The organism is Rhizobium sp. UFLA01-1127 (genome assembly GCF_059803845.1).
The window spans coordinates 1-12,151 of record NZ_JAUQTZ010000171.1 but is presented as its reverse complement, the minus strand read 5'-3'; the positions used below and the strand labels follow the sequence as shown (position 1 = coordinate 12,151).

Sequence of the window (12,151 nt, the reverse complement as noted above, 5' to 3'; positions counted from 1 at the left end):
TCTCCAGACCGTCCGGATCGAACTTGCCGTTGCGCTTGTAGGTGATGACGGCCTTTTCGCCGGTGTGGACGTAATAGATCTTCAGGCTGCGGGTTTCACCGCCTGCCTGAGAGGGGGTGCCGACGAAAACAGGGGTGGAAACAGCCAAAGCAAGGAGACCAACGGCTGCTACCTTGGCCACCTTGCGAAATAAATCCGAGCACGCAGAAAACCTGCTCAAGCTTTTAGGCTTGGTATTTCCACTCAAATTCGGCAATTCGATCCCCGTCCGACAGACAATGTCGCATCGTGTTCCAAATGGCTGTCAATTGCGGTGACACGATGACAAAAATGCCACACATGGTCGCCCTCTTCATACATGGTGAACGATGCACTAACAAGTGCTTTACGACGGGTAACAAAATATGCTTGCCTAAACGTTAAGCTTTCCTTCATGCGGCGCTTTTTTGCGGGTCATCCGGGTCTATCCCATAGTCTTTCAACTTGCGATAGAGAGTTGAACGTCCGATACCAAGCTTTCTTGCCACTTGACTCATCTGCCCGCGATAGAATTTGAGAGCAAATCGGATCAGTTCCTCCTCCACATCCGCCAGTTTCCGCACATCGCCCGATGTGTTGGTGCTGACGATGACATTGTCGGAAGCCGAAGCCGAAACATCGCCGGCAGGAAGCGGAGAAGTTGCAGCGGCACCAAGGGAAATCCCGTGCGGGAACCGCTCGGCTCTTTCATCCACGGCGGCGTCCGCCGAATAGGCATGCGAATTATCCACAACTAAGGCCGGATGTTCGGCAGCGAAATAACCAGGCAACTGCGCTGCGATCTGCGGAAAATCCGTGTCGAGCAGCTCCGGTCCTTCGGACAGGACCACCGCACGGAAGATCGCATTTTCGAGCTGACGGATGTTGCCAGGCCAATCATAGGCCGTCAGCAACGCAAGCGCGTCGCTGCTGATCCCAAGCGGGTGGTCAAGCTTTTGCTCCAGTGCGAACCGGTCGGCAAAGGCGCGCGCCAGATGCGGGATATCCTCCTTGCGGCGGCGCAGGGCCGGCATGGTGATCGGGAAGACGTTGAGGCGATAGTAGAGATCCTCGCGGAACCGTCCTGCCTTGACTTCTTCGATCAGATCCTTGTTGGTCGCCGAGATCAGCCGAACGTTGACCTTCTGCGCGACACGCGCGCCGACGGTCTCGATTTCGCCCTGCTGCACGGCACGCAGCAGCTTGACCTGGACTTCCAGCGGCAGATCGCCGATCTCGTCGAGGAACAGCGTGCCGCCGTCGGCCTCCATGAACTTGCCGACATGACGCTCGGCCGCGCCGGTAAACGCGCCCTTCTCATGTCCGAAGAGGATGCTCTCGACCAGATTGTGCGGGATCGCGCCGCAGTTGACAGTCACGAACGGCTTGCCGGCCCGATCGCTGGCAGCCTGGATGGCGCGGGCCACCAGTTCCTTGCCGACGCCGGATTCGCCTTCCAGCACGACCGGGATGTTCGATTGCGCCGCGCGATGGGCGAGATCGAGTACGCGCATCATCGCCGGGCTTGCGGAAACGATGTCATCGAAGGTGATCGCGCTGGAGCGCGACTTGCGCCCGGCACGAGCTTTTGCCTCACGCTGGTCGAGCTTGAGCGCATTGGCGATGGACGCAGCTATGCGTTCCGGCGACACGGGCTTGACGACGAAATCGAAGGCGCCGGCACGCATGGCCTGCACCACGGTGTCGATGCCGCCCTGCCCCGTCTGCACGATCACAGGCAGGTCGATACCCATATCGTTCAGTGCGCCCAGGAACTCGATGCCGTTCATTTCCGGCATCATGAGATCGAGCACGATCACATTGATCTGATCGTTGCCACGCTTCAGGAACTCTAGGCCGAGACGGCCATTTTCTGCCAAATGGGCAACGTGTCCGTGCCGCTCGATGGCATTTTTGAGCAGACGGCGTTGAATCGGATCATCCTCAACAACGAGAATCTGCGCGCCCCCCTTGGCGCTATTGTAAACGGTCATTGGTGCCTCACTTCATGCGAAACCTGACATGGACATTCGCAGAAAGGCTTGAACATGAAGTTTTGCCAAACCATCGCATTTTAATCATTATGACGAATATAAAATTGCTTATGAATCAATCGCGGGTGCTGGAAAATCAGGCCTTGCCGTGGCCACTTCAGCCGACTAGACACGAACGTATCGGACCGTCCGAAAAATAAAAGCAGAGGAAATATCGCCCATGAGCCCGACCTCGCTCCGCTCCTCCCTTAACTTCTCCGCAAGCTCGGCCGCCGGCCAGGCGCTCGGTGACCTGCCGGCCTGGAAGCTCAGCGATCTCTATCCGTCGGCGACCTCGCCGGAATTCCTCGGCGACATGGAAAAGGCCGGCAAGATGTCCGTCGCCTTCGAGGAAAAATGGAAGGGCAAGCTTACCGAAGCTGCCGCTAAATCGGGCGAAGCCGGCATCGGCGCCGCCATCAGGGAGTATGAGGCACTGGACGACATCATGGGCCGCCTCGGTTCTTACGCCGGCCTCACCTATTTTTCGAATACCATCGATCCGGCCAACGGCAAGCTCTACGGCGACGTCCAGGCGAAGCTGACGGATTACGCCGCACATCTGCTGTTCTTTCCGCTGGAGCTCAACCGCATCGACGACGCCGTCATGGATGCCTGCATGGCGAACGACCCCGCGGCCGGCCACTATCGCCCCTGGATCGTCGACCTTCGCAAGGACAAGCCGCATCAGCTCGATGACAAGCTGGAGCAGCTGTTCCTCGAGAAATCGATGACGAGCGCCGCCGCCTTCAACCGGCTGTTCGACGAGACGATGGCAGAACTGCGCTTCGAGATCGACGGAGAAAAGCAGCCGCTGGAAGTCGCGCTCAACATGCTGCAGGAGCAGGACCCGCAAGTGCGCCGCAAGGCGGCAATGGCGCTTGCCGAAACCTTCAAGGCGAACCTGCGCACCTTCACGCTGATCACCAACACGCTTGCCAAGGACAAGGAAATTTCCGACCGCTGGCGCGGCTTCGCGGATATTGCCGATTCGCGGCATCTGGCAAACCGCGTCGAGCGCGAGGTCGTCGATGCCTTGGCAGCCGCCGTTCGCGACGCCTATCCGCGCCTGTCGCATCGCTATTACAAGATGAAAGCCAAGTGGCTCGGCATGGACCAGATGAATTTCTGGGACCGCAATGCGCCGCTGCCGGAAACGCCGAATGCGCTGATTCCCTGGACCGATGCGAAAGAAACGGTTCTCTCGGCCTACGGCAATTTCGCGCCGGAAATGGCCGCCATCGCCAAGCGCTTCTTCGACGAGGAATGGATCGACGCGCCGGTTCGCCCAGGCAAGGCGCCGGGCGCTTTCGCACATCCGACCGTGCCCTCGGCTCACCCTTACGTGCTGGTCAATTACATGGGCAAGCCCCGCGATGTCATGACGCTGGCCCACGAGCTTGGCCATGGCGTACATCAGGTGCTGGCCGGCGGTCAGGGCGCGCTGATGTGCCAGACGCCTTTGACGCTGGCCGAGACCGCCTCCGTCTTCGGCGAAATGCTGACTTTCCGCGCGCTCCTCGACAGGACCACCGACAAGCGCGAACGCAAGGCGATGCTCGCCCAGAAGGTCGAGGACATGATCAACACGGTCGTGCGCCAGATCGCCTTCTATGAGTTCGAGCGCAAGGTGCATACCGCCCGCAAGAATGGCGAGCTGACATCGGACAATATCGGCGAGCTGTGGCTCTCGGTACAGGCCGAAAGCTTAGGCCCTGCGATCAAGATCTCCGAGGGCTACGAGACCTATTGGGCCTATATCCCCCATTTCATCCACTCGCCCTTCTACGTCTATGCCTATGCCTTCGGCGACTGCCTGGTGAACTCGCTTTATGCGGTCTACCGCAACGCCGAAAAAGGCTTCCAGGAAAAGTATTTCGAGCTTCTGAAGGCCGGCGGCACCAAGCATCATTCCGAACTCCTGAAGCCGTTCGGCCTCGACGCGACCGATCCGTCGTTCTGGAGCAAGGGTCTGTCGATGATCGAAGGGCTGATCGACGAGCTGGAAGCGCTAGATAAGGGCGCCTGACACCCTACCGCTGAAGAAGTGCTCAATGGCCGACGCCATACCCTACGTCCTCTTCAGGGACGACAGCACCGGACAGGTGATGCTCTTTGCCGAACCGGCCGAGATCATCACGGCCCATGCGCGGGCTGACTTCTTCGATGCCCTCGACCGCATGGAAAAGGCCAGACGGCAGGGAAAGTGGCTTGCCGGCTATATCGCTTACGAAGCCGGGCATCTTTTCGAAGGGAAACTCGCATCCTTCGCCGAGGAGAACAGGGAAACGCCGCTCCTCTGCTTTGGCGTTTTCGATGGCCCCGCCGACGAGGATCATCCGCTTGGCCAGCCGGCGCAGCGCCTGGAAAACCAGGAATTTCTGACGGAGCCGAAAGCCGCCTGGAATTTCGATACATATAAGGAGCGTTTCCACAGGCTGCACCAGCACCTGCGCCTGGGCGACTGCTATCAGGCGAACCTCACAATGCCCATCCATGCCCGCTGGAGCGGCGATCCCCGCGCGGCCTTCTGGTCGCTGATCGAACGGCAGCCGGTGAAATACGGCGCGCTTGTCGACCTCGGAGGCCCGATCATTCTTTCGCGTTCGCCGGAGCTCTTCTTCCGCACGGACGAGGGCGGCTGGATCGAGACGCATCCGATGAAGGGGACGGCCAGGCGTGGCGCAAATGCCGCCGAGGACGAGCACATCATCGCCGCCATGCTTACCGACGAAAAAACGCAGGCCGAAAACCGCATGATCGTCGACTTGCTGCGCAACGATATCTCGCGCATCACCGAGGTCGGCACGCTCGACGTCCCCAAGCTTTTCGAGATCGAGACCTATCCGACGCTGCACCAGATGGTCAGTCATGTGCAGGCCAAGCTGCTTCCGGGCATATCGATCCGCGATATCCTTGCCGCCCTCTTCCCCTGCGGCTCGATAACAGGCGCCCCCAAAATGCGGGTTATGGAAATCCTGCACGACCTCGAAGTCGGCCCGCGCGATGCCTATTGCGGCGCGATCGGCATGATCTCGCCGACAGGTGCAATGCGTTTTTCGGTGGCGATCCGCACGATCACGCTTTTCGGCGACGGCCGGGCGGTGTTCAATGTCGGCGGAGGTATTGTCTTCGATTCCACGGCGGAAGCGGAATATGAAGAATGCCTTCTCAAGGCACGCTTCGCTGTGGGGGACAGATGGATCGACCGGTAGAGGATTTTTCCCTGATCGAGACGCTGCGCTACGAGCCGGAAGCCGGCTTCGTTCGTCTGCGTCTGCATCTCGCCCGGCTGCAGCGCTCAGCCCGCCGCCTCGGCTTTTCCACCCCCAAGAGCGTGCTCGGAAACCTGGAACAGGCTGTCGCTGGCGCCGCCACACCCTTGAGGGTTCGGCTGACGCTGAAGCGGGAGGGCAAAATGGAGGTAACGACCGCCCCCTTTGTTCCACTGCTGCCCGATACGGTCTGGCGCGTCCGCATTGCCGCAACCAGACTCGATTCCGCCGACAAGCTGCTACGCGTCAAGACTACACGCCGAGGCGTCTACGAAGCGGCTCGCGCGGAATACCGGCCCGACGAGGCAGACGAAGTGCTGCTCCTCAATGAGAAAGGTGAGGTGTGCGAGGGAACGATCACCTCCGTCTTCCTCGAAGATGGCCCGAATGCGCTCCGCACCCCTCCCATATCAGCCGGCCTGCTCGCCGGCGTCCTGCGCACCGAACTCATCTGCCAGCGCAAGGCCCGCGTCGGCCGCATCCGCCTCGACGAGTTGAAAGACCGCACCCTTTACGTCGGAAACTCCCTGCGCGGCCTGATCCGCGCGCAACTCCTATGGAATTGATTGAATGTTCATTCTCTCGCTCACCTACCTCAAGGGCAATGACGAAGCCGACAAGCACATGGAACCGCATATGGCCTGGGTGAAAGAAGGCTATGCGAAGGGCTGGTTCCTCGCATCGGGACGCAAGGTGCCGCGCACCGGCGGCGTCATCTTCGCCCGTGGCGGGCGTGCCGAACTGGAGGCCTACGTCGCCGCGGACCCCTTCACCATCCATGGCGTCGCAGCTTACGAGGTCCAGGAAATCGCACTCACCACTTTCACCGATGGCCTGGAGGCTCTCAAAGCGTGATTGGCGGGAGACGCCACATTCCGCCGTCACATTCCGCCTATGTCAGCGAAAACCAACCTTTAAGGCAACAAACTCGTCGCATAAGGCGTGTATGTTGCCCCCACTTGACTTTGCCCGGCTAACCCTCAACAGCTCTTTATTGTGACATCAAATTATGATTAGAGCCGCTCACCTCGCGTTTTCGCGCAAACTCTGCCAGCGCTTTCGCGCAAACTCTAATTGGATTTCGTGAACCGAACGGCACCCTGCCTTTCGAAGGAGAAAAGAATGACGAAACACAACTATCCGGTATATGCCGAAATTACCGGTCCGATCGTAATGATCGGCTTTGGCTCCATCGGCCGTGGCACCTTGCCCCTGATCGAGCGCCATTTCAAATTCGACAAGAGCCGGATGGTCGTCATCGACCCGCAGATGGACGCCGAGCACCTGGCGATCCTGGAAAAGCATGGCGTCCGCCATATCCAGGAATATGTCACCAAGGACAATTACAAGGATCTTCTGAAACCGCTTCTGACGGAAGGCAGCGGCCAGGGCTTCTGCGTCAACCTTTCGGTCGATACCGGCTCGCTCGACCTGGTCAAGCTCTGCCGCAAGCTCGACGTGCTCTACATCGATACCGTCGTCGAACCCTGGCTCGGCTTCTACTTCGACAAGGGTCTGAAAAACGCCGACCGCACCAACTATGCGCTGCGCGAAACCATGCGCAAGGAGAAGGAAAAGAACCCGGGCGGCGCGACGGCCGTTTCCACCTGCGGCGCCAATCCGGGCATGGTCTCCTGGTTCGTCAAGCAGGCGCTCGTCAACCTCGCCAAGGATATCGGCCTGAAGTTCGAAGAGCCGGATCAGCATGACCGCGAAGGCTGGGCCAAGCTGATGAAGAAGGTCGGCGTCAAGGGCGTCCACATTGCCGAGCGCGACACGCAGCGTACCAAGCATCCGAAGCCGCTCAACGTCTTCTGGAACACCTGGTCCGTCGAAGGCTTCATCTCCGAAGGCATGCAGCCGGCCGAACTCGGCTGGGGCACCCATGAAGAATGGATGCCGAAGAACGCCAAGAAGCACAAGAAGGGCTGCAAGGCTGCCATCTATCTGGAACAGCCCGGCGCCAACACCCGCGTCCGCACCTGGTGCCCGACGCCGGGTCCGCAGTACGGCTTCCTCGTCACGCATAACGAGTCGATCTCGATCGCCGATTATTTCACCGTGCGCGACAAGGACGGCGAAGTCACCTTCCGCCCGACCTGCCACTACGCTTACCATCCCGCCAACGACGCCGTGCTTTCGCTGCACGAAATGTTCGGCAATGGCGGCAACCCGCAGCCGGTTCACCACGTTCTTGACGAAGACGAACTGGAAGACGGCGTCGACGAACTCGGCGTGCTGCTCTATGGCCATGCCAAGAACGCCTACTGGTACGGTTCGCGTCTGTCTCTCGAAGAGACCCGCCGCATCGCTCCCTACCAGAATGCCACTGGCCTTCAGGTGACCTCGGCCGTTCTCGCCGGCATGGTCTGGGCACTCGAAAACCCGACCGCCGGCATCGTCGAAGCCGACGAGATCGACTACAAGCGCTGCCTCGAAGTGCAGCTGCCCTATCTCGGCCCGGTTGAAGGTCACTACACCGACTGGACCCCGCTCGATGGCCGCCCGGGCCTATTCCCGGAAGACATCGACACGAAGGATCCCTGGCAGTTCAGGAACATCCTCGTTCGCTAAAAGGCATAGCATTCGCGAAATGCAATGCTCGAATGCCCGCACAGGTCGTGCGGGCATTTTTGTTACGCAAACCAGATAAATCAAGCAGATCGCCTGTGAAGCCTTGCTTTAGCCCAATGGTCACGGCATCTTCGCTGCAACCGATACGCCTTTAGTCCGCTCTTATTCGCGGGAGATATTTATGAAGATGCGAACCACTCTTGCCCTCGTTGCTGCCGCGGCAGCTCTGTCTGCCTGCGTCGATTTCGGCGGCTCAAGACCGCCGCCGATGGCAATGAACACCGGCGCGGCGCCGCGAGCAAACGCGGTGGAAGGCAGCTGGGCCGATTCGAACGGCCTGAATTCGACCTTCATCGCCGGTCGATTCGAAACGCATACCACAGACGGCACCAACCAGCAGATGGCCTCGGGAACCTACACCACCGACCCATCCGGCATGATCCAGATCAATCTCTATTCGAATATCAAGCGCACCTCATCGAAGGTCAATTGCTTCCTGGCCAATCCCAGCCAGCTCAATTGCACCTCCGAAACCGGCGGCCATTTCTCGCTCAATCGCCAAGGCTGATAGAGACCCGATGGACGGATAAGGCATCATGCGCCGCACGCTGATCCTTTATCTGGCACTTATCACAGCATTGCCCGTCGCCCTTCTGGCGACGGTCCTCCCCGTGAACAGCTATCAGGCTCAGGGCATCGACGCCCTTGATTGCGACGGCCCGGCAAGCATTCTCCTTTTTGCCATACCCGCTTTGCTCATCTACGGCGCCGGTGCTATCCTGCTATATCGAAAGCGGAATCGGCGCCTTCATCTTGTCGCCTCCCTCTGTTGTGCCCTCGTCTTCTGCTCCGTCGGCTGGAATGCCGTTGCGGCGCTGCGCGAATCCCATGGGGCGGCCTCGGTCGAGGCCTGCGGCTGATACGCGGCTGCTTTGCGAAATCCCAATGAAGCCAACAGCTTTTGCTTGCACTCGCTCCGCTGTGATGAAAACATCTGCGTGGGGGACCGCCGCAGGGGCGCAGGCGGGCCGGATTGCAATGAGCAACAGGAGAGACAGATGAAGCAGCCCTTCGCAGTGGGTTTTTTGGCCGCCACGCTGCTGGCGCTGAGCACCAGCGCCGCCTTCGCGGACTATCAGCTCAACATCCTGCACTTTAACGATTTCCATTCGCGCGTGGAGTCCATCAACAAGTTCGACGCGACCTGCTCCGCGGCCGAGGAGGCCAAGAACGAATGCTTCGGCGGCGCTGCGCGCTTGAAGGCGGCCATCGACCAGAGGCGCGCCGCACTTGCCGGCCAGAACCTGCTTGTCCTCGATGCCGGCGACAATTTCCAGGGGTCCCTGTTCTACACGACCTATAAAGGGGCCGCCGAGGTCGAATTCCTCAATGACATGAAGATCGATGCCATGACGGTCGGCAATCATGAGTTCGATGATGGCGAAGGCCCGCTGGCCGCGTTCCTCGACAAGGCGCAATTCCCGGTCGTGACGGCGAATCTGGTGGTCGACGACCAGTCGAAGCTCGGCAACCGCATCAAGAAGTCGATCGTGCTCGATATTGGCGGCCAGAAGATCGGCATCGTCGGCGCCGTGACGACCGAAACGCCCGACCTCGCCTCTCCCGGGCCGCATGTGAAGATCACCGACGATGCCGCCGCCATCAACGCCGAGGTGGATGCGCTGAAGTCGCAGGGCGTCAACAAGATCATCGCGCTGACCCATGTCGGCTATCCCCGTGATGTCGAAAAGATCGCCAAGATCGCCGGCGTCAGCGTCGTCGTCGGCGGTCACTCGCATACGCTCTTGTCGAACACGGACCCGAAGGCAGCCGGCCCTTATCCGACCATGGTCGACAATCCGGCCGGTTATAAGGTTCCCGTCGTCCAGGCTGCTTCCTACAGCAAGTATCTCGGCGATCTCGTCATCACCTTCGACGACAACGGCGCCGTCAAGGACGCCAAGGGCGATCCGATCCTGCTCGATTCCTCCATAAAGCCTGATCCGGCGATCCTCGCACGCGTGCAGGAGATGGCCAAACCGATCGAGGAATTGCGCAAGAAAGTCATCGGCAGCTCGCAAGGCCCGATCGAAGGCGCCCGTGAAGTCTGCCGTGTACGGGAATGCTCGATGGGTAACCTCGTCGCCGATGCCATGCTCGACCGCACCAAGGCGCAGGGCATTTCCATCGCTATCCAGAACGGCGGCGGTCTGCGCGCCTCCATCGGCGCCGGCGATGTCAGCATGGGCGACGTGCTGACCGTGTTGCCCTTCCAGAACACGGTTGCAACGTTCCAGCTGACCGGCGCGGATGTGAAGGCAGCGCTCGAAAACGGCCTCAGCCAGATCGATGACGGTGCCGGACGCTTCCCACAGGTTGCCGGCCTCAAATACAGCTTCGACAAGTCGAAGCCGGCAGGCAGCCGCCTTGTCTCCGTCGAGGTACAGGAAGGCACGGAATTCAAGCCGCTCGACCCCGCGAAGACCTACGGCGTCGTCAGCAACAATTACATGCGCGCCGGCGGCGACGGCTACACGGTTTTCGCGAAGAATGCCAAGAATGCCTATGATTTCGGCCCAAATCTGGAATCGGTGGTCGCCGACTATCTTGCCGCGCACAACCCCTACAAGCCCTATACGGACGGCCGCGTGACCCAAGTCGCGCCCGTAGCTCAGGCTGCCCCTGCCCAGACTGCCCCCGCCCAGACTGCCGCGCAGCCGGAACCGGCAAAACCCGCCGATACCAAGCCCCAGGCTGCGCCGGAGCAAAAACCGGCACCCGCCGCAGCCGAAGGCACCCCTGCCTCGCCCGCAGTGAAGGCGCCTGCCTCTTCGCCTCCTGCGGTGACTGCGCCTAGCGCGGCCACACCGGCAAACCCGACGCCGACGCCAACACCGTCCGCTCCGGCAAATTCGGAATCGGCAAAGCCGGCGCCGGCGACATCGGCCCCAGCGGCAGAAAGCCCGGCCGCGTCCGCGCCGACAACCACGGCTCCGGCAGCAGCCGCTCCGCAGGCAAAGACAAACGAGCCGCCGAAAACACCGACGACCCATGTTGTCGTCGCCGGCGACACGCTCTGGGATCTGGCCAAGACCTATTATGGCAGCGCCAGGCAATGGCGCAAACTCGTGGCCGCCAACCGCAACATCAAGCCGCATCACCTGACCATCGGCGAAAAGCTGAGGATTCCGGCCAAGTAAGGACGATTTGTCTCGTATGTCAAAGCCGGTCCGGGCTTTCCCGGGCCGGCTTTTGTTCCTAAAACGCCGCATCATATTATGACGCGCAAAAGTCGCCGCAGCACTTTAAAGCTGCTGCATAATTCCTTAAATCGATCCCGATCCAAGGAATTATGCAGTATGTGAAGTGCTTCGTATCTTGAGAGGAATTCATTCCATGACAGCAAACCAGACCGCGTTTCCGTCCGACCATCCGAGCGTGAAATACGGCAAGGTTGGCGTGCTGCTCATCAACCTGGGAACGCCCGACGGCACCGACTATTCCTCGATGCGCCGCTACTTGCGGGAATTCCTCTCCGATCGCCGCGTCATCGAGTGGTCGCGGTGGAAATGGTATCCGATCCTCTTCGGCATCGTGCTCAACACCCGTCCGCAAAAGGTCGGCAAGGCCTATGAAACCATCTGGAACAAGGAAAAGAACGAGAGCTACCTGCGCACCTATACGCGCAACCAGGCCGACATGATGGCCGAGCGGCTGCGCGACCTGCCCAATATCCGGGTGGACTGGGCCATGCGCTACGGCCACCCCTCGATTGCCGACCGTATCCAGGCATTGAAGGACGAAGGCTGCGAGCGCATCGTGCTCTTTCCGCTTTATCCGCAATATGCGGCGGCAACGACGGCAACCGTCAACGACAAGGCATTCGAGAAGCTCCAGAAGATGCGCTGGCAGCCAGCAATCCGTACCGTGCCGCAGTATCACGACGACGAAACCTATATCGAAGCGCTTGCCAATTCCGTGACCCGGCACCTCTCGACGCTGGACTGGCAGCCCGAAAAGGTCATCGCGTCCTTCCACGGCATCCCGATGTCCTATTTCAGGCTGGGCGACCCCTACTACTGTTTCTGTCAGACGACCGGCCGCCTGCTGCGCGAGAAGCTTGGCCTATCCGAGGACCAATTCATGGTCACCTTCCAGTCCCGCTTCGGTCCGGAGGAATGGCTGCAGCCCTACACCGACAAGACGGTGGAGGAGCTCGCCAGGGGCGGCATCAAGCGTATCGCCGTACTC

At 60.2% G+C, this 12,151-nt stretch carries 11 protein-coding genes; 9 read left to right on the top strand and 2 right to left on the bottom strand.

All coding sequences use genetic code 11. The annotated features are described in order from the left end of the window. Both Q4Q11_RS28235 and Q4Q11_RS28230 read right to left on the bottom strand, forming a co-directional pair. Positions 1-256: peptidoglycan L,D-endopeptidase MepK (locus Q4Q11_RS28235; protein WP_498571541.1), on the bottom strand; the 256-nt coding region annotated here is incomplete at its 3' end. A 175-nt stretch (positions 257-431) separates the two neighbouring features. Beyond that, positions 432-2,012, bottom strand: coding sequence for a sigma-54-dependent transcriptional regulator (locus Q4Q11_RS28230; RefSeq protein WP_112503040.1), 1,581 nt, complete (start codon positions 2,010-2,012; stop codon positions 432-434). Positions 2,013-2,232: 220 nt separating this feature from the next. Between Q4Q11_RS28230 and Q4Q11_RS28225 the strand changes: the two genes are divergently transcribed. The 9 genes from Q4Q11_RS28225 to hemH form a co-directional block, all read left to right on the top strand. Further along, the gene (locus Q4Q11_RS28225; protein WP_498571540.1) at positions 2,233-4,080 is read left to right on the top strand and encodes a M3 family oligoendopeptidase; all 1,848 of its coding nucleotides are present in this window, start codon (positions 2,233-2,235) and stop codon (positions 4,078-4,080) included. Between the two features lie 25 nt (positions 4,081-4,105). Further along, positions 4,106-5,266: an aminodeoxychorismate synthase component I gene (locus tag Q4Q11_RS28220; RefSeq protein WP_498571539.1), complete on the top strand. Its 1,161-nt coding sequence runs from the start codon at positions 4,106-4,108 to the stop codon at positions 5,264-5,266. Continuing rightward, positions 5,251-5,892 carry an aminotransferase class IV family protein gene (locus tag Q4Q11_RS28215; RefSeq protein ID WP_498571538.1) on the top strand — a complete coding sequence of 214 codons (642 nt, stop codon included), beginning with the start codon at positions 5,251-5,253 and terminating at the stop codon, positions 5,890-5,892. Before Q4Q11_RS28220 ends, Q4Q11_RS28215 begins: the two co-directional genes overlap by 16 nt. A gap of 4 nt (positions 5,893-5,896) precedes the next feature. Then, positions 5,897-6,181 carry a YciI family protein gene (locus Q4Q11_RS28210; protein WP_112503029.1) on the top strand — a complete coding sequence of 95 codons (285 nt, stop codon included), beginning with the start codon at positions 5,897-5,899 and terminating at the stop codon, positions 6,179-6,181. A 267-nt stretch (positions 6,182-6,448) separates the two neighbouring features. After that, on the top strand, positions 6,449-7,900 hold the full coding sequence (locus tag Q4Q11_RS28205; RefSeq protein WP_113213606.1) for a homospermidine synthase: 1,452 nt from the start codon (positions 6,449-6,451) through the stop codon (positions 7,898-7,900). A 181-nt stretch (positions 7,901-8,081) separates the two neighbouring features. Beyond that, complete coding sequence (gene omp10, locus Q4Q11_RS28200; RefSeq protein ID WP_112503024.1) at positions 8,082-8,468, top strand: outer membrane lipoprotein Omp10; 387 nt, start codon at positions 8,082-8,084, stop codon at positions 8,466-8,468. Positions 8,469-8,496: 28 nt separating this feature from the next. Beyond that, on the top strand, positions 8,497-8,820 hold the full coding sequence (locus Q4Q11_RS28195; protein WP_498571537.1) for a hypothetical protein: 324 nt from the start codon (positions 8,497-8,499) through the stop codon (positions 8,818-8,820). A gap of 138 nt (positions 8,821-8,958) precedes the next feature. Next, a complete protein-coding gene (locus Q4Q11_RS28190) occupies positions 8,959-11,100 on the top strand; it encodes a 5'-nucleotidase C-terminal domain-containing protein (protein ID WP_498571536.1) in 2,142 nt (713 codons plus the stop codon). Between the two features lie 196 nt (positions 11,101-11,296). Beyond that, a partial coding sequence (gene hemH, locus Q4Q11_RS28185; RefSeq protein WP_498571535.1) for a ferrochelatase occupies positions 11,297-12,151 on the top strand: 855 nt, incomplete at its 3' end.